Genomic DNA, 18,218 nt, shown 5'->3' with positions numbered 1-18,218 from the left:
GGCGCGCGCGGCGTTCCAGCGAATATCCGGCCGGGTGCCCTGCCGACCAGCCGGTCCCCGCACGTCAGCGGCCCCGTGTGAGGATCGTCGGCGTGATTCCCGACCTCTCCGCGGACCGCATCGACCGGCTCCGCGACGCGTTCCAGGCGGCCCGCTACGACGCCGACGGCGTCCTCGACCTGCTCGGACCGGAAGCCCACGCCGCCCTGGGGCGCGGCGAGCCGGTCCCCGCCCACCGGGCCACCGCCGACGCGGGCGCGCTCGGCACGCTCGTCCGGTTGTTCCTGCTCGGCGAGCCCCAGCCGCGCGGCGCCGTCGAAGCCGCGCTGGCCCCGCTGCCGCTCGACGAGGCGCGGGCCGCCGGGATCGTCGTGGCCGACGGCGACGCGCTGCGCCCCGGCCTCGACGTGCGCCCGCACGGCGCCGGGGACGACTCGTGGTGGGTCGTCTCGGACCTGGACTCCGACCTGCGCGGCGGTCGCCCGGTGGCGCCCGACCACGTGCTCGGCGTCGGACACGCCTCGCTGAGCCTGGTGCGGGCCACCTCGCGCCGCCCGGTCGGCTCGCTGCTCGACCTGGGCACCGGCTGCGGGGTGCAGGCGCTGCACGGCAGCACCCACGCCCGGCGGATCACCGCCACCGACGTCTCGGAGCGGGCCCTGGCGCTGGCCGGGGCGACGTTCCGGTTGAACCGGGTCGAGGCGGAGCTCGCCGCGGGCGAGTGGTTCGAGCCGGTCCGGGGTCGCCGCTTCGACCAGGTCGTGTGCAACCCGCCGTTCGTGGTCGGGCCGCCGCGCACCGACTTCACCTACCGCGACTCCGGGCTCGCCGGGGACGACGCGAGCGCCCTGGTGGTCCGCCAGCTCCCGTCCTTCCTCGAACCGGGCGGTACCGGTCAGCTCCTGGCGTCCTGGGTGCACCGGCGCGGCGAGGACTGGCGCGAGCGGGTCGCCGGGTGGCTGCCACCGGGCGGGGTGGACGCCTGGTTCGTCCAACGCGACATCGCCGACCCGGTGCTCTACGTGGGGACCTGGTTGCGCGACGCCGGGTACGACCCGCGCTCCCCGGAGGGCGTGCGCAAGGCGAACGAGTGGCTGGACTGGTTCGCCGCCAACGGGGTGGAGGGCGTCGGCTTCGGCTTCGTCACGCTGCGCCGCACCGACGCGGCGCAGGGGGACGTGGTGTGCGAGGACCTCCGGCACGCCTACGACGACCCGCTGGGACCGGAGTCCGACGAGTGGTTGCGCCGCGTCGACTGGCTGCGCGCGCACGGCTCGGACGAGGGCCTGCTCGCGGCCCGGCTGACCACCGCCGAGCACGCGGTGCTGGAGCAGGTCTCCGAACCCGGTGACGAGGGGTGGCGACCGATCGTGCACCGGCTGCACCGCACCGACGGGCCGGGCTGGCAGCACGAGGTCGACGAGCTCGGCGCGCGGCTGCTGGCGGGCTGCCGGGGCGCGCTGCCGCTGGGCGACCTGCTGGAGCTGCTCGCGCTGGGCGGCGGGCTGGACCCCGCCGAGCTGACCCGTTCCGCGCTGCCGGTGTTCCGCGAACTGATCCGGCACGGAATGGTGCTGCCCGCGGAATGGCGGGAGCAGCGATGAGGGCGATCGCCACTCGGGTCACGCGCGCCTCGGTGAGCGTCGAGGGCACCGAGGTCGGTTCGATCGCGGAACCGGGGCTGCTGGTGCTTTTGGGCGTGACGCATTCCGATGGTTCCGGCGAAGCCGTCGCAATGGCGCGGAAACTGCACGAGTTGCGGGTGTTGCGCGACGAGGAGTCGTGCGCGACCACCGGCGCACCGCTGCTGGTGGTCAGCCAGTTCACGCTCTACGGCTCGACCAAGCGCGGACGGCGCCCGTCCTGGACCGAGGCGGCCCGGCCCGAGCAGGCCGAACCCCTGGTCGACGCGGTGGTCGCGGAGCTGCGGCGGCGGGGTGCGGAGGTGGCCACCGGGGTGTTCGGGGCGATGATGTCGATCGAGAGCGTGAACGACGGCCCATTCACACTTTTGGTTGAGGTTTAAAAGTAACGAGGGCTCTCAGGAAAACCTCAGGCTTTGGCGCGCAACCGATGTGACCGCCATGACGTCCACCAGTCGCCGAGAGCGGGAACGAATTCGGAGCACGAGTCGTTTTCCCAGTAACGAAGCTTCGGCGCCAGGTCCTCCGCCCAGGTGGGTACTCCACCCGGTAGGAGGGTCTGGAACCCCACAACACAGACGTCGACGTGGCACTCGGAACCCTTCACCTCCGAGCGTACGCGTCCGCAGCACCCTCGCCGTCCGGCGAAGGTGTGATTGCGCCCGCCAAGCCAGCCCGCCAGGGAGGGAGCACAATGACCGTCCCGCAGACCGCCAACCCGACCACCACCGCCCCCGAGGACCTGGACAACCAAGGCCCGTCGGCCGACTTGGTGCGCGTGTACCTCAACGGGATCGGGCGGACCGCGCTGCTCACCGCCCAGGAGGAGGTCGACCTCGCCAAGCGGATCGAGGCGGGTGTGTTCGCCAAGCACCTCCTGGAGACCGACGACGCGCTGTCCCGGGAGCGGCGCTCGGACCTCAACGCCGTGGTGCGCGACGGCCGCCGGGCCAAGAATCACCTGATGGAGGCCAACCTCCGCCTGGTGGTCAGCCTGGCCAAGCGCTACACCGGTCGCGGCATGCCGCTGCTGGACCTGATCCAGGAGGGCAACCTCGGCCTCATCCGCGCGGTGGAGAAGTTCGACTACACCAAGGGCTTCAAGTTCTCCACGTACGCGACCTGGTGGATCCGGCAGGCCATCACCCGCGGCATGGCGGACCAGAGCCGCACCATCCGGCTGCCCGTCCACCTGGTCGAGCAGGTCAACAAGCTGGCCCGGATCAAGCGCGACCTGCACCAGAAGTTCGGCCGCGAGGCCACCGACGAGGAGCTGGCCGAGGAGGCCGGCATGACGGTGACCAAGGTCATCGACCTGATGGACCACTCGCGCGACCCGGTCAGCCTGGACATGCCGGTCGGTTCCGAGGAGGACGCCCCGCTCGGCGACTTCATCGAGGACTCCGAGTCCGCGGACGCGGAGAACGCGGTGATCTCCGGCTTCCTGCAGGACGACCTCCGCCGCGTGCTGGGCACGCTGGAGGAGCGCGAGCAGGCGGTGATCCGGATGCGCTACGGCCTCGACGACGGCCAGCCGCGCACCCTCGACCAGATCGGCAAGGCGTTCGGGCTGTCCCGCGAGCGGGTCCGCCAGATCGAACGCGAAGTCATGGCCAAGCTGCGCCAGGGCGACCGGGCCGACCGGCTCCGGGCCTACGCGAGCTGACCGGCGCGCCGGACGGGGTTGCACCCGTTCGGCGCGTTGACGCCCCACCGCCGGGCCCCCACCCTGGGACCCGTCTCCGCACTCGCCTCGGCTCTTCGAACACGGCGGGCCGCAGAACTCAACTGCCTCCGCGCTCCCGGACCGCGTCCTCGCGAGAAGGCCCGCGGGACCGCGGCGCCACCCGCGCGGGTGGCGGCGGGCCCCGTTCGTCGAAGCCCGCGGTGACAGGTCCTGAGCGGTCCGGCGCAGGAGCCCCGCGGCGAGGGCCCACCTCGTCGCCATCCCCGGGAGGCCGGACCCGCCTTCGTCGCGGGTCCGACCTCCCGATTCGCGCGTCAGGCCTCGGTCAGGAACCGCTCGCGCCACCGCTGCAGCTCCGCCTCGGTCACCCCGTGCGCCCGCAGCCAGCCCGCGGCCTGGTCGGGGTGCTCGGCGAAGCACGCCAGCACCGCTTCGATCGCGTCGACCGGCGTCGAGGCCAGCTGCATCACGTCCTCCTCGTCGACCCCGGGCGGCAGTTCGGGGGCGACGTCGAGCCGTTGCAGCACCCGGTACATGTTGCGATCGGTGCGCACGTAGTCGGCGACGATCGCGTCCTCCCGGACCCCGGCCGCGCTGAGCAGCAGCGCGCTGATCACACCGGTGCGGTCCTTGCCCGCGGCGCAGTGCACCAGCACCGGTCCCTCGGCGGCCAGGGCGATCCGGAACACCTCGGCGACCCGCTCCCCCGCCTGGCGCAGGATCGCCCGGTACATCGCGGTCAGCTCGTGGTCGCCGTCCTCGGCTTCCGCGGTGGGGTCGATCCCCGCGAGCAGCGCCATCGGGCGCACCTCGGCGGTCCCGGCCAGCGGGTGCACCGCCCCGGACAGCTCGGCGGGTTCGCGCAGATCGATCACGACCGCCGGCGGCCACTCAGGGACCTCCTCGGGCTCGCGGTCGCCGTCGTGCGGCGCATCGCTGCGGTACACCACGCCGGTCCGGGTCACCACGCCGTCGGACACCGGCTGACCACCCAGGTCCCGCAGGTTGACCAGGCCGCTGAGCGGCGATTCCGTGGTCGACAAGGGCACTTCTCCTCGATGTCGCGCGTCTTCTGGGCTGCCAGCCTCGCAGCCCCGCCCACCGGCGACCAGACCCACCCGGCGCATTCCCCGGCAGTTACCAACTCCACATCCCCTTGACCAGCGGCTCCGGAACGCTTCCGAGTGCGGTCGCGGAGCCTCCGACGTCGTGCGACGCGCTTCCGGCCACCGCAACCCCGGGCTGGGCGGCCCGCCGCGCGCGGTGTTTATTGGGTCGGCGTACCCGAACGCGCGCAAAGGAGCGGCGACGTGACCACCACCTTCGACTTCACCGAGGTGCTGCCCCTCGGTCCCGATCCCACCGAGTACCGCCTGCTGACCGAGGACGGGGTCCGGCTCGTCGAGGCGGCCGGGCGGAAGTTCCTCGAAATCCAGCCCGGCACGCTCACCGCGCTGGCCACCGAGGCCGTCAAGGACATCCAGCACCTGCTGCGGCCCTCCCACCTGGCCCAGCTCAAGGCCATCGTCGACGACCCCGAGGCCAGCCCCAACGACCGGTTCGTGGCCACCGACCTGCTGCGCAACGCGTGCGTGTCCGCAGGGGGCGTGCTGCCGATGTGCCAGGACACCGGCACCGCGATCGTGATCGGCAAGCGCACCGAGGCCGTGCTCACCGGCGGCGGGGACGAGGAGCTGCTGGCCCGCGGCGTCTTCGACGCCTACCAGGACCTCAATCTGCGCTACTCCCAGATGGCCCCGCTGAACTTCTGGGAGGAGCGCAACACCGGCAGCAACCTGCCCGCGCAGATCGAGCTGTCCCACAAGCCCGGCACCGACCCGGCCTACGAGTTCCTGTTCCTGGCCAAGGGCGGCGGCAGCGCGAACAAGACCTTCCTGTACCAGGAGACCAAGGCGCTGCTGAACCCGACCCGCCTCGGCCGGTTCCTGGAGGAGAAGCTGCGCTCCCTGGGCACCGCGGCCTGCCCGCCGTACCACCTGGCGATCGTCGTCGGCGGCATGTCCGCCGAGTACAACCTCAAGGTCGCGAAGCTGGCCTCCGCCCGCTACCTCGACGAGCTGCCGCGCACCGGATCGCCCTCGGGGCACGCGCTGCGCGACGTCGAGATGGAGCAGCAGGTGCTGGAGATGACCCGGCAGTTCGGCATCGGCGCGCAGTTCGGCGGCAAGTACTTCTGCCACGACGTGCGCGTCATCCGGCTGCCCCGGCACGGCGCCTCGCTGCCGGTGGGCGTGGCGGTGTCGTGCTCGGCGGACCGGCAGGCCAAGGCCAAGATCACCCCGGAGGGCGTGTTCCTGGAGCAGCTCGAACGGGATCCGGCCCGGTACCTGCCGGAGGTCGACGACGCGCAGCTCTCCGACGAGGTCGTGCGCATCGACCTGAACCAGCCGATGTCGCGTATCCGGGAGGTGCTCTCGACGCTGCCGGTCAAGACCCGGGTGTCGCTGACCGGTCCGCTGGTGGTGGCGCGCGACATCGCCCACGCCAAGATCGCCGAGCGGCTCGACGCCGGCGAACCGATGCCGCAGTACCTGCGCGACCACCCGGTGTACTACGCGGGCCCGGCCAAGACCCCGGACGGCTACCCGTCGGGCTCCTTCGGCCCGACCACCGCGGGCCGGATGGACGGCTACGTCGAGCAGTTCCAGGCGGCCGGCGGCTCGCACGTCATGCTCGCCAAGGGCAACCGGTCGAAGCAGGTGACCGAATCCTGCCGCGAGCACGGCGGGTTCTACCTGGGCTCGATCGGCGGGCCCGCCGCCAGGCTGGCGCAGGACTGCATCCGCTCGGTCGAGGTCCTCGAATACGCCGAGCTCGGCATGGAGGCCGTCTGGAAGATCGAGGTCGAGGACTTCCCCGCGTTCGTCGTCGTCGACGACAAGGGCAACGACTTCTTCGCCGAGGCCACCACCCCGACCCTGCAGATCTCTTTCAACCGCTGAGCGGACCGCACCCGGCCCCGCGCGGGGCCGGGTCCCCGCACCCACCTCGGCGGCTCCCCGCTGCGGGGCCGTCCTCGCGGCGGACCGCCGAGGTGGGTGCGTCCGGAGGGACTGCTGGGGCCACCGGTCCGGCCGGTGGGCGCACCAGGCGGTCAGCGCGGCACCTTCACGTCCTGCTGCTCCAGGACGACGGTGCGCTGGTCCAGCGGAGCGTCCAAGCGCACCGCCACCGGCGGGTAGCGGAGGTCCATCGTGCACATCCCCGGCGGCTCCGGCGTTTCCTCCACGAACCGGACGGTGACGTGCTGGGCGGTCTGCTCGGCCACTTCGGCGTGCACCTGGCTGCACCCTCCTTCCTGGCCGGTGGCGACCACCACGGTCCCCCCGTCCTGGGTCCAGACCTGGCGCGGATATCCTCGCGGCAGCCGTTCGGCGTCCACTGCGGATTCCGCGATCGGTGTCCGCTCGGCCTCCGGTTTCGGTGCCACCGGCCCGGGTGGGGCGGGCGGCTGACCGCCGAAGCCGATGTCCTCTGCGGGCTGTTGAGCGCAGGCCGTCACCCCGAGGAGCAACGCCGCCGCGCCCACTGTGGTGTGCAGGCGTCTCATGCCGGGAAGACGGAAGCCGCCCCCGCACGGGTTGCGCGGCCGAGGATCCCGGTTTTCCCAGATTCCGGAACGAGTGGAATCGGGCCCACCGCTCGTGGTGTTGTCGAGGGCGGTCATCCCGTTCCGCTTGGAGTGCGCCCATGTCCTCGTCCGCCCCAGTCGACCCGCGCGTCGCTGCCGAAGCGCAGGCCCCGGCCGCGACCGAACCGGCCGCGCAGGCCCTGCCGCGCCCGCAGTGGGTTCCGCTCACCGTCGGGATCGTCGCGGGCGCCGCGCTCATCGCGGGTGCCGGTGCGGTCGCCGGGGCGCAGGCCGCCGTGCTGGCCGTGCTCGGCCTCGCGCTCGGCCTGACCCTGTTCCACTCCCGGTTCGGCTTCACCTCGGCCTGGCGGCAGCTCGTCTCGGTGGGCCAGACCTCCGGCATCCGGGCGCACCTGCTGATGCTGGGCGCCGCGACGGTGCTGTTCGCGCCCATCCTGGCGGGCGGGGTCACGTTCTTCGGCGGTCAGCCGGAGGGCTACGTCGAGCCGCTGGGGCTGAGCCTGGTGGTCGGCGCGGTGCTGTTCGGCATCGGGATGCAGCTCGGCGGCGCCTGCGCCTCGGGCACCCTGTTCGCCGTGGGCGGCGGCAACACCCTGCTGGTCATCACGCTGTTCTTCTTCATCTGCGGATCGGTGCTCGGCGCCCTGCACATGCCCTTCTGGAGCGCCGACGCGATCACGATGGGCTCGTTCTCGCTGGCCGAGGACACCGGGCTCGGCTACGCCGGTGCGGCGGTGCTGCAAGTCGTGGTGCTGGCCGTGATCGGCTTCATCGCCGTGCGCTGGGCCCGCCGCCACGACGCGCCCCGGGCAGGACGTCCGCCGTCGGCGCGCGGGGTGTGGCGGATCGTGCGCGGTTCGTGGCCGCTGTGGGTCGGCGCGCTGCTGCTGGCCGCGCTCAACGCGGTGGTCCTGCTGACCCGGGGCACGCCGTGGGGCATCACCTCGGCGTTCGTGCTGTGGGGTTCCAAGGCGTTGCAGGCGCTCGGCGTCGACGTGGCGAGCTGGCCGTACTGGCAGGGCGAGAAGGCCGCGGCGCTGTCCCAGCCGGTGCTGGCCGACGCCACCTCGGTGCTGGACTTCGGGATCATCGCCGGCGCGCTGGTGGCCTCGGCCGCGTCCGGGGCGTTCGTGCTGGCCAAGAAGCTGCCGCTGCGGGTCGTCGCGGCCGCGGCGATCGGTGGCCTGCTGATGGGCTACGGCGCCCGGCTGGCCTACGGCTGCAACATCGGCGCCTACTTCGGTGGCATCGCCTCGTTCTCCGCCCACGGCTGGGCGTGGGGCCTGCTGGCCCTGGTCGGCACCTGGATCGGGCTGAAGCTGCGCCCGCTATTCCGCCTGTCGGTGCCCAAGCCGACCGACTCGGTCTGCTGATCCGCCCACCCACTCGCCGATCCAGCGGGCGAGCTCGCCGGACCGGCGGGTCCAGGCGAAGTGGCCGAGGTCTCCGGGACCGGCCTGCTCCGAGGTGTAGTGCCGGTGCGTGCGCGGGGCCCGGGGCGCCTTGCCGACCAGGTGGTCGACCGACGTGGGCGGCGCCAACCAGTCGTCGGCGACGCTGACCGTCAGCAGCGGCAGCCGCAGCCGGGACAACGCGGCCTCGTAGTTGTAGGAGGAGCCGGCCAGCGCGTACCGGCCGGTCCGCGCGTTGCGGGCCCAGTCGCGCATCAGGGGCCCGGCCTGCCGTCCACCGAACCCGAACCGGTGGCCGGGCCAGAAGCCGAGCACCGCGGAGACCCCGGCGACGAGCTGCGTGGCGGCCAGGACGGCCGCGCGGCGCGCTCGGGGGAAGCCGCGGAACCACACCGATCCGGCGGCGACCAGCACCACGCCCCGCACCCGGTGCGGGTAGCGGGCCGCGTGCAGCATGGCGACCTGGCCGCCGAGGCTGTGCCCGAGCAGGTAGCGGGGTGCGCGCGGGTAGAAGGACTCGACGAGCCCGAGCACGTCCCCGAGGTCGTCGACCAGGTGCTGGTAGCCGTAGCGCACCCGGCGCGCGGCCACCGGGGTGCTCTCCCCCTGCCCGCGCAGGTCGAAGGTGACCGCGGTGAGTCCCCGCTGGTGCAGTTGCCCGACGAAGGCCCGGTAGTACCGCGCGGGCACGCCCATCGCGGGCAGCACCACCACGACCGGCGCGCTGGCGTCCTCCTGGGCGAGGGCGCGGACCTTGAGCCGGTGCCCGCCTGCCGGGACCATGCCGAGCACGACGGGGGCGGGGGCGTCCACAGTGGTGTCGTCAGCCACGGCGCCAGATTAACGAAACTCTGTTGTTTCGGACAGGGTGCGGGGTCAGCGGAGTCGCCGCGGCCCGACGTCCCGTTCCCCCGGCGACGTCCCGATGCAGATCCGAGCCCCGGTCACCGCCACTCCCGCGGCCGAGGCGAGCACCGGCTGGAGCTGCAGGTCGCGCACCTCCGGCAGGTCCTCGGCGAGCACCGCCACCCGCAGCACCACGTCCTCCAGCGCCGCGAGGTCGGCCGGCTCGTCACCCCGGTACCCGGCGAGCAGCGGAGCCGCCTTGGGCGCCCGCACCAGGGCGTGCACGTCGACGTCGGTGAGCGGCACCGCGCGGTAGGCCTTGTCCCCGAGCAGCTCGCTGGCCACCCCGGCCAGGCCGAAGGACACCAGGGTGCCGAAGGACGGGTCGTCGACCAGGTCGATCACGCAGGAGGTGCCGCGGGCGGCCATCCGCTGCACGTAGACCCCGTCGCACCCGGCGAGCCGGGCGAGGTCGTGGTAGGCGGCGCGCACGGCCTCCGGTCCGCCGAGGTCCAGCCGCACCCCGGCGAGGTCGCTGCGGTGGCGCAGCTGATCGGTGCTGGCCTTGAGCACCACGGGATAGCCGAGCTCCTCGGCGGCGCGAACGGCCGCCCCGGCGTCGGCGACCAGCCGGAACGGTTCGAGGTCGATGCCGTAGCAGGCCAGCAGCGCCACCGCCTGCTCATCACCGAGCCGCTCCACCCCGGCCACCACCCACTCCTCGACCAGGGCCCGCGCCCGCTCGGCGTCGAGGCCCGGGGGACGGGCGAAGTCGCCCTGCGGCGCGCTGCGCCACCGCGCGTACCGGGTGGCCCTGGCCAGCGCCAGGACCGCGCGTTCCGGGCTCGGGTAGGACGGCACCGACCCCTTGTCCGCGGCGGCGTCCGGACCGGGGACGGCGAGCTCGTCCGGCACGCCCTCGGCACCGAGGAAGGTGGTCACGACCGGCTTGGAGCGGGCCGCGTCGGCCTCGTGCAGCGCCTCCCGCAGCGCCCGCGCGTACGCCGCACCCGGCACCGCCACCGGCGGCGCGAACACGGTGACCAAGGCGTCCACGTCGTCGCGCAGCGCGGCGTCGCGGACGGCGGCGGCGAACTCGACCGGTCCCGCCGAGGCGCCCACGTCGACCGGGGTGCCCGCCAGCCGCAGGTCCTGCGCCTGCGCCACGTCGGCGGCGAGCATCCCCAGCGCCGAGGAGTTGCCGACGATGGCGACCCGGTTGCCCGCGGGCAGCGGCTGGTGCGCGAGCAGCAGCGCGGTGTCGAACATCTGCGCCACCGACTCGACGCGGATCACCCCGGACTGCTCGAACAACGCCTGCACGCTGGTCTCGTCGATCTGCACCGAGGTGGCGGCCAACCCCGCGCGCACCGCGTTGCGGCCGGACTTGACCACCACGATCGGCTTGGTGCGGGCCAACCGCCGGGCCAGCCGGGCGAACTTGCGCGGGTTGCCGAACGACTCCAGGTACAGCAGCACGACGTCGGTCGAGGGATCGGTCTGCCAGTACTGGAGCAGGTCGTTGCCGGAGACGTCGGCGCGGTTGCCCGCGGACACGAACGTCGACAGGCCGAGCCCGCGTTCGGTGGCGGTGGCCAGGATCGCGACGCCGAGCGCGCCGGACTGGCAGAAGAAGCCGGTGCGCCCCCGGCCCGGCAACCGGGGCGCCAGGCTGGCGTTGAGCCGGTGGTCGGGGTGGGTGTTGACCACGCCGAGCGCGTTGGGGCCGACCACCCGCATCCCGTGGACCCGCGCGGCGCGCACCATGCTGCGTTCCACCTCGCGTCCCTCCGGCCCCGCCTCGCTGAAGCCCGAACTGACGATGACCAGGGCCTTCACGCCCTTGGCGAGGCAGGCGTCGAGCACCTCGACGACCCCGGCCGCCGGGATGGCGACCACGGCCAGGTCCACCTCGTCGGGGATGTCGAGCACCGAGGGGTAGGCGCGCACCCCGCGCACCGCCCGGTGCTCCGGGTTCACCGGGTAGACCGGCCCGGTGAAGTCCGCGGTGAGCAGGCTGGTGAGCACGGCGTGCCCGATCTTGGCATGATCGGTCGAGGCACCGATGACCGCGACCGACCGGGGGTGCAGCACGTTGTGCACGCTGCGGGCCTCCGCCGCCTGCTCCCGCGCCCGGGCGACCTCCAGGGACTTCTCCGTCGGGTCGATGTCGAACTCCAGGTGCACGACGCCTTCCTCCATCGCCCGGCTCACCTGGTAACCGGCGTCCCGGAAGACCCGCACCATGGTCGAGTTCTCCGCGAGCACCTCGGCGACGAAGCGGCGCAGTCCGCTCTCCCGCGCCGCCGCGGCGAGGTGTTCCAGCAGGATCGACCCCAGCCCCCGCCCCTGGTGCTCGTCCTGCACCACGAAGGCCACCTCGGCGGAGAGCTGCTCACCGAGCCGGTCGTAGCGGCCGACCGCGACGATGTCGTCGCCGAGCATGGCGATGAGCGCGACCCGGTCGCGGTAGTCCACGACGGTGAAGCGCTCGACGTCGCGCCGGGGCATCCGCGGGTACGGGCCGAAGTAGCGGAAGTAGCGGGTCCGCATGCTCAGCCGACCGTGGAAGGCGATCACCTTCTCGGCGTCCTCGGGGGTGATCGGGCGAAGGTGCACGGTGCCGCCGTCGGAGAGCACCACGTCGGCTTCCCACCGGCGCGGGTATTCCGCCGGGGTCCCGTCCGGCGGCGGATCGGCCCCCGGCACGCCTTCGGCCCCCGGCGACCGGTCGGCGTCCTCTCCTCCGGGGCCCTCAGTCACGGCTGTCCACCGGGTCCAGCCCGTGCAGCGGGAACACCGCGTGCCGGGTGTCGCGGATCGCCGTGTCGACCGGGGAATCGGTGACGCCCGCCCACGGCCGGAACTCCGGGTCCCCGCCGTCGGTCATCGACGTCGGCAGCGCGATATCGGGCGCGACCGAGACGGCGTGCGCTATCCAGTCGTCCGGCACGGTGGTGTTCGGCGCGACGTCCCGGTCCAGCAAGGTCGCCAGCAGATGCGTCCACGCCCGCGGGACCACCCGGAACAGCGAGTACCCGCCCCCGCCGAGCGCGAGCCACTTGCCGCCCGCGTAGCGCTCCGCCCACTCCCGCATCGCCTGGTAGCTGGCGCGCTGCCCGTCCACCGTCAGCCCGAGGTCGGCCAACGGGTCCTCGCGGTGCGCGTCGGCACCGCTCTGGGTGACCAGCACCTGGGGGCGGAAGGCGTCGAGCAGCGACGGGACCACGGCGTGGTAGGCGCGCAGCCACTCCGCGTCTCCCGTGCCCGGCGGCAGCGCGATGTTCACCGCCGACCCGTCCGCCGCGTCCCCGCCGACCTCGGTCGGGAACCCGGTCCCCGGCCACAGCGTGAGCGGGTGCTGGTGCAGCGATACGGTCAACACCCTCGGGTCGGCGTAGAACGCCGCCTGGACGCCGTCGCCGTGGTGCACGTCGACGTCCAGGTAGGCGATCCGTTCGACGCCCTGCTCCAGCAACCACGCGATGGCCACCGCGCAGTCGTTGTAGACGCAGAAGCCCGCGGCGTGCCCGGCCATCGCGTGGTGCAGCCCGCCGGAGAGGTTCACCGCCCGGTCCGCCCGGCCCGTCACGATCTGCTCCGCGGCCGTGATCGAGCCGCCCGCGACGCGCGCCGACGCTTCGTGCATCCGGTCGAAGATCGGGTTGTCGCCGGTGCCCAGACCGTGCCCGACCTCCCAGCCGGTGTGCGGGGCTTCGCGCACCGCCGCCAGGTAGTCCGCGGTGTGCACGCGCTCGAGCTCGGGATCGGTGGCGAGCCGCGGCTCGATCACCTCGATGCCGTCCAGCACTCCCAGCGACCGCGCCAGGCGCATCGTCAGGTCGAGCCGGACCGGGTGCAGCGGATGATGACCACCGAGGTCGTAGTCGAGGAGTGCCTCATCCCACACCACGGCGCACGGAGTACCCATACCCGGACGCTACCTCCCCGGTGGTGTCCGACACAGCCTCCGGAATCGGCTCACCCCCGTTCCCGACCGGTGGCGGCCGGACGGGCCGGGTCGGCCGACCAGTGCGACCAGGACCCCGCGTACAGGGGCGCGGGCCGGTCCGCGCTCGTCACCCCGGCGTGTTCGAGGGCGAGTACCACCGAGGAGGCGGTGATGCCCGAGCCGCAGTAGGCGCCCACCGGCTCGCCGGGTCGCACCCCGAGGTCGGCGAACCGCGCCGCGAGGTCCGCGGGCGAGCGCCAGCGACCGCGCTCGTCCACGTGCTCGGCGAACGGGGCGTTGACCGCGCCGGGGACGTGCCCGGGACGCGGGTCCACCGGCTCGACCTCGCCCCGGTAGCGCTCCGGGGCCCTGGCGTCGAGCAGGCTGCCCTCCCGGGCGAGCTCGGCGGCGGCATCGGCGTCGAGCACCGGCATCGAGCCGGGGCGCACCCGGAGGTCACCGGGCGCGGGGCTCGGGACGGCCACCTCGGTGGTCAGGCCGGCGTCGAGCCAGGCCGCGTAGCCGCCGTCGAGGACGGCGACCTCGCGGTGGCCCGCCCAGCGCAGCAGCCACCACGCCCGGGCCGCCGCGGAACCGTTGTCCGCGTCGTAGACCACGACCGGCCGGTCCTGGTCCACCCCGGCGCGCCGGAGCACCGCCTCCAGCGCCTCCGGATCGGGCAACGGGTGCCTGCCTGCCGGGCCGGGCGGCGCCGCCAGTTCGGTGTCCAGATCGACGAACACGGCACCGGGCAGGTGACCGCGTTCGTAGTCCTGCCTCCCGGGTGGGCCGAGCAGGCTCCACCGGACGTCCAGCACGGTCGGGCGAGGCTCCCGACCGAGTCGGTCCATGAGATCATTGGTCCTGATCAACGGTTGCATGACGACCTTTCGTAGCCCGGACGGGGTCCGTCTGAGAACCGGCTAGTCAACTCCCCGACCACTGACCGCTGTCGCCCGGTGGGACTAGCATCGTGGTTGGGACTTGAATGGGGAGCCGACGTGAACGATCTCATCGATACCACCGAGATGTACCTCCGCACGATTTACGACCTGGAGGAAGAAGGCGTAGTTCCGCTGCGGGCACGGATCGCCGAGCGCTTGGAGCAGAGCGGCCCGACGGTGAGCCAGACCGTCGCGCGGATGGAACGTGACGGACTCCTCACCGTCGCCGAAGACCGCCACCTGGAGCTCACCAAGGCCGGACGCGCCCGGGCCATCAGCGTGATGCGCAAGCACCGCCTCGCCGAACGCCTGCTCGTGGACGTGATCGGCCTGGAGTGGGAACACGTGCACAACGAGGCCTGCCGCTGGGAACACGTGATGAGCGAGGCGGTCGAGCGCAAGCTCGTCAAGCTGCTGGGCAGTCCCACCACCTCCCCGTACGGCAACCCGATCCCCGGTCTCGACGAACTCGGCGTCGACTTCACCGACATCACCGCCGAGACCGATCTCCAGCGCGTCGACGAGATCGCCCGGGCCGGCGGTGGCCGGGTCAAGGTGTGCCGCATCGCCGAGCACGTCCAGCTCGACCCCGATCTGATGACCGAGCTCAGGGAAGTCGGCGTCGTCCCCGGCAGCGAGGTCGAGGTCATGCCCGTGGTCGGACCGAACAAGCCGATCCAGCTCCGCGGTGACAACGGCGGCGCCACCGAGCTGTCGGTCGGCATCGCCCACGCGGTGATGGTGCGCGCGAAGTGACCGCCGCCGAACGCGCCGCGGAACTGTTCACCGCGGAACACGGGTGCGAGCCCGACGCGGTGTGGTCGGCCCCGGGTCGGCTCAACCTGATCGGCGAGCACACCGATTACAACGACGGCTTCGTGCTCCCCTGCGCGCTCCCGCACCGCACCGCCGTCGCCGTGCGGGCGCGGACGGACGACGTGCTGGGCATGGCCACGTTCGGCGACGATGGTCGACTGCACCGCGCGGCCGACGTCCGGCTCGCCGAGCTGCGCCCGGGCCAGCCGTCCGGTTGGGCGGCTTACCCGGCCGGCGTCGCGTGGGCGCTGCGCGAGGCCGGCTTCGCCCTCCCCGGTGCCGATCTGGTCCTCGTCGGCGAGGTGCCGACCGGTGCGGGCTTGTCCTCCTCGCACGCGTTGGAGTGCGCGGTGGCGCTGGCCCTGCTCCAGCTGGCCGGCCGGGCTCCCGGCGACCCGGGTGCGCCGAGCCGCACCGAGATCGCCCGCTTCGTGCAGCGCGCGGAGAACGACTTCGTCGGTGCCTACACCGGTTTGCTCGACCAGACCGCTTCGCTGCGCTGCACCGAGGCGCACGTGCTGTTCTACGACGTGCGCTCCGGGGATTCCGAGCAGATCCCGTTCGACCCGCTCAGCGCCGGGCTCGAACTGCTGGTGATCGACACCCGCACCAAGCACTCGCACGCCGAATCCGGTTACGGCGACCGGCGACGGGGCTGCGAGCGGGCCGCGGAGCTGCTCGAGGTCGCGGCCCTGCGCGACGTCGCCGAGGCGGACCTGGGCACGGTGCTGCCCCGGCTGCCCGAGGAGCTGCGCCCGCTGGTCCGCCACGTGGTGACCGAGGACGAGCGGGTGCTGCGCACCGTCGCGCTGCTGCGCGACGGGCACTACGCCGAGGTCGGCCCGCTGCTCACCGCCTCGCACACGAGCCTGCGCGACGACTACCGGGTTTCCAGCGCGGAACTCGACCTCGCGGTGGACGGTGCCCTGGCCGCCGGCGCCCTCGGTGCCCGGATGATCGGCGGCGGCTTCGGCGGGTCGGCGATCGCGCTGGTTCCGACCGCGTCCCGCGAAGTCATCGAGGACGCCGTCGTCGCGGGCTTCGAGCGCCGAGGGCTGGCGAGCCCCCGTCTGTTCGCAGCGATACCCTCCGCCGGGGCGGGCCGTGATCGCTGAGCGGTGCGCGACGCCCCGCTCCCGCCGCACGGCGGTTCCCCCTGATCTCGCACGGAAGGCAGTACGCAGGTGAAGCTCCTCGTCACGGGTGGCGCAGGCTACGTGGGCAGCGTCAACGCGGCCCGCTTGGTGGAGGCCGGTCACGAGGTCGTCGTCGTCGACGACCTCTCCACCGGGCACGCCGACGCGGTCCCCAGCGGTTGCTCGTTCGTCCGGGGCGACATCGCCGAGGTGGCCGGTGAGGTGCTGGCCGGCTCGTTCGACGGGGTGCTGCACTTCGCCGCCAAGTCGTTGGTCGGCGAATCGATGGAGGACCCGGGCAAGTACTGGCGGGGCAACGTGGTCACCTCGCTGCGCCTGCTGGACGCGATGCGGGAGCACGGCACGCCTCGGCTGGTGTTCTCCTCGACCGCCGCGACCTACGGCGAACCGGAATCGACGTCGATCCGGGAGGACGCCCCGGCACGGCCGACGAACACCTACGGCGCGACCAAGCTGGCCATCGACCACGCGATCACGTCCTACGCGACCGCGCACGGCATCGCCGCGACCAGCCTGCGGTACTTCAACGTCGCGGGTGCGCACGGTGCGTTCGGCGAGCGGCACGCGGTGGAGACCCACCTGATCCCGATCGTGCTCCAGGTCGCCTTGGGACAGCGCGACCAGGTGCAGATCTTCGGCGACGACTGGCCGACCGAGGACGGCACCTGCGTCCGGGACTACATCCACGTGACCGACCTCGCCGACGCGCACCTGCTGGCGCTGGAGCACGCGGTCGCCGGGGAGCACCGGATCTACAACCTCGGCAACGGCACCGGGTTCTCCGTCAAGCAGGTGATCGACACCTGCCGCCTGGTCACGGGCCACCCGGTGCCCGCGGCCGTCGCGCCGCGCCGCGCCGGGGATCCCGCTTCGCTGGTCGCCTCCAGCGAGCGGGCCCGGCACGAGCTCGGCTGGCGGCCGCAGCGCGCCGAGCTGGACACCATCGTGCGGGATGCCTGGGAGTTCGCCCGGCAGCGCCACACCGGCTGAGCCGCGCCGCAGGGCGCGGGCGATGAGCACGGGGATCACCACGCATCCTCCTCGTCCATCATGATCCGGGCGTCCTCGGCCGCGTCGCGGGCGACGATCGCCAGATCGGCGGGTGTGATCCCCGCGTCCATCGCGTGCCGCAGCAGCGTTCCGAGCCGGTGATCGGGCCGGACCTGCTCGATCCGTTCCAGGGCGACGCTGGCCAACCCGCCTTCACCGCGCATGTACGCGGCGAACGCCAGCAGCGCGGCGGCGTCGGCGACCTCGGGTTCCGGTGCCTTGCGGACCAGTTCCAGCCAGAGCTGCTCCGCGGCTCCGGCCTGCTCGCTCAGCACGGTGCCGAGCATGGTGTCGCGGACCCTGGTGTCCGACAGCGCGAGCAGCACCCGGACCACGTCCTCCTCGGTCAGCGCGGCACCGGTCGCGGTGCGCTGGATCGCCCCGAAGACGGTGTTCACGTCCCGGTGCAGGAGTTCGGACCCGGGTGCCTCGTCCTCGCGCTCCTCGGTGAGCGCGTCGAGCCTGGCGGCACGGCGTTGCACCGCGTCCGGGTCTTCGGTCGCGACGAGCGAGCACAGCTCCTCCCTGCTCCCGAAGGTCACCGCTCCGGTCGTGGCCATCGCGGTGCCGACAGGCGAGATCAGCGGGTCGTCGACTTCTCCGGTCTCGCCGTCGAGGTAGCCGTGGTACGCGGCACCGGCGCGGATCTCCGGCGCCCACAACGCTTGCACGACCGTGATGCCCCGGGCGCGGAACCGCCGCACGAGGTGGTCGACGAGCACCGCGTTCGGCGGTGAACCCGGCTCGTCGGGTGGACAGCACGTCTCCCCGCACGGGTCGCGTTCGGGCGGGTGCCCGACCACGACCAGGAAGACCGCGCTGGTCCGCTGGGTGCGCAGCGGGCCGCGCAGCAGCATCTCGGCGACCGCGCCGCGCCCGCCCGGGCACGGCAGGTCCACGCGCACGGTCACGCCGAAGGACGGTGCGCCCCCGGGGTCGTCCACGGTGATGACGATCAGCGAATCGGCCGGCGCGAAGCCGACCAGGTGCGGAACGGCGGCGAGCAGTTCCGCGTCGGAGGTGACGGGAATGGGTGTGTTGATCCGAGCAGCCATGACACGACGATGCGCGCTCCGCGATGGCCGGCGGTAGGCCCAT

The 18,218-nt window shown here is 73.1% G+C and carries 15 protein-coding genes; 8 read left to right on the top strand and 7 right to left on the bottom strand.

All coding sequences use genetic code 11. The features are described from left to right. Nucleotides 1–92: 92 nt before the first annotated feature. The 3 genes from ABD976_RS19775 to ABD976_RS19765 all read left to right on the top strand — a co-directional run bounded on the left by ABD976_RS19775 (nt 93) and on the right by ABD976_RS19765 (nt 3,309). Nucleotides 93–1,604, top strand: coding sequence for a DUF7782 domain-containing protein (locus ABD976_RS19775; RefSeq protein WP_345365319.1), 1,512 nt, complete (start codon nt 93–95; stop codon nt 1,602–1,604). Beyond that, the gene (dtd, locus tag ABD976_RS19770) at nt 1,601–2,026 is read left to right on the top strand and encodes a D-aminoacyl-tRNA deacylase (RefSeq protein WP_345365317.1); all 426 of its coding nucleotides are present in this window, start codon (nt 1,601–1,603) and stop codon (nt 2,024–2,026) included. Before ABD976_RS19775 ends, dtd begins: the two co-directional genes overlap by 4 nt. Before the next feature lie 311 nt (nt 2,027–2,337). Then, nucleotides 2,338–3,309: a sigma-70 family RNA polymerase sigma factor gene (locus ABD976_RS19765; RefSeq protein ID WP_369774929.1), complete on the top strand. Its 972-nt coding sequence runs from the start codon at nt 2,338–2,340 to the stop codon at nt 3,307–3,309. 335 nt (nt 3,310–3,644) lie between these two features. Here ABD976_RS19765 and ABD976_RS19760 read toward each other — a convergent pair whose 3' ends face one another. Beyond that, nucleotides 3,645–4,373 carry a tyrosine-protein phosphatase gene (locus ABD976_RS19760; protein ID WP_345365313.1) on the bottom strand — a complete coding sequence of 243 codons (729 nt, stop codon included), beginning with the start codon at nt 4,371–4,373 and terminating at the stop codon, nt 3,645–3,647. Between the two features lie 267 nt (nt 4,374–4,640). Between ABD976_RS19760 and ABD976_RS19755 the strand changes: the two genes are divergently transcribed. Then, entirely contained in the window at nt 4,641–6,293 is a 1,653-nt protein-coding gene (locus ABD976_RS19755; RefSeq protein WP_345365311.1) for a fumarate hydratase, read from the top strand. A gap of 152 nt (nt 6,294–6,445) precedes the next feature. Here ABD976_RS19755 and ABD976_RS19750 read toward each other — a convergent pair whose 3' ends face one another. Beyond that, on the bottom strand, nt 6,446–6,901 hold the full coding sequence (locus tag ABD976_RS19750; protein ID WP_345365309.1) for a hypothetical protein: 456 nt from the start codon (nt 6,899–6,901) through the stop codon (nt 6,446–6,448). Between the two features lie 140 nt (nt 6,902–7,041). On the opposite strand from ABD976_RS19750, the gene ABD976_RS19745 reads away from it, so the two are divergent. Further along, entirely contained in the window at nt 7,042–8,316 is a 1,275-nt protein-coding gene (locus tag ABD976_RS19745; protein WP_345365307.1) for a YeeE/YedE family protein, read from the top strand. Here the strand turns inward: ABD976_RS19745 and ABD976_RS19740 are convergent. The 4 genes from ABD976_RS19740 to ABD976_RS19725 are packed head-to-tail and all read right to left on the bottom strand — an operon-like array spanning nt 8,272 to nt 14,034. Further along, the gene (locus tag ABD976_RS19740) at nt 8,272–9,186 is read right to left on the bottom strand and encodes an alpha/beta hydrolase family protein (RefSeq protein ID WP_345365305.1); all 915 of its coding nucleotides are present in this window, start codon (nt 9,184–9,186) and stop codon (nt 8,272–8,274) included. The two genes, ABD976_RS19745 and ABD976_RS19740, sit on opposite strands and share 45 nt — an antisense overlap. 45 nt (nt 9,187–9,231) lie before the next feature. Next, nucleotides 9,232–11,910 (bottom strand): bifunctional acetate--CoA ligase family protein/GNAT family N-acetyltransferase, encoded by a 2,679-nt coding sequence (locus ABD976_RS19735; RefSeq protein ID WP_345365361.1) that lies wholly within the window; start codon nt 11,908–11,910, stop codon nt 9,232–9,234. A gap of 46 nt (nt 11,911–11,956) precedes the next feature. After that, the gene (locus ABD976_RS19730) at nt 11,957–13,132 is read right to left on the bottom strand and encodes an acetoin utilization protein AcuC (RefSeq protein ID WP_345365303.1); all 1,176 of its coding nucleotides are present in this window, start codon (nt 13,130–13,132) and stop codon (nt 11,957–11,959) included. A 50-nt stretch (nt 13,133–13,182) separates the two neighbouring features. Continuing rightward, the gene (locus ABD976_RS19725) at nt 13,183–14,034 is read right to left on the bottom strand and encodes a sulfurtransferase (RefSeq protein ID WP_345365302.1); all 852 of its coding nucleotides are present in this window, start codon (nt 14,032–14,034) and stop codon (nt 13,183–13,185) included. 120 nt (nt 14,035–14,154) lie between these two features. Between ABD976_RS19725 and ABD976_RS19720 the strand changes: the two genes are divergently transcribed. From ABD976_RS19720 to galE, 3 genes are all read left to right on the top strand, one after another. Beyond that, entirely contained in the window at nt 14,155–14,853 is a 699-nt protein-coding gene (locus ABD976_RS19720; RefSeq protein WP_345365300.1) for an iron-dependent transcriptional repressor DtxR, read from the top strand. After that, entirely contained in the window at nt 14,850–16,028 is a 1,179-nt protein-coding gene (gene galK / locus ABD976_RS19715; protein WP_345365299.1) for a galactokinase, read from the top strand. The genes ABD976_RS19720 and galK overlap by 4 nt, the downstream gene beginning before the upstream one ends. Nucleotides 16,029–16,097: 69 nt before the next feature. Then, nucleotides 16,098–17,060 (top strand): UDP-glucose 4-epimerase GalE, encoded by a 963-nt coding sequence (gene galE, locus ABD976_RS19710; protein WP_345365298.1) that lies wholly within the window; start codon nt 16,098–16,100, stop codon nt 17,058–17,060. A gap of 35 nt (nt 17,061–17,095) precedes the next feature. On the opposite strand, the gene ABD976_RS19705 is transcribed toward galE, so the two are convergent. Beyond that, entirely contained in the window at nt 17,096–18,175 is a 1,080-nt protein-coding gene (locus ABD976_RS19705) for a DUF4192 domain-containing protein (RefSeq protein ID WP_345365296.1), read from the bottom strand. Nucleotides 18,176–18,218 lie beyond the last annotated feature (43 nt).

It is taken from the genome of Saccharopolyspora cebuensis (assembly GCF_039542665.1).
GTDB classification, from domain to species: domain Bacteria; phylum Actinomycetota; class Actinomycetes; order Mycobacteriales; family Pseudonocardiaceae; genus Saccharopolyspora; species Saccharopolyspora cebuensis.
Note: the sequence above shows the minus strand (reverse complement) of the source record. Positions and strands in the feature narration are given on the sequence as shown.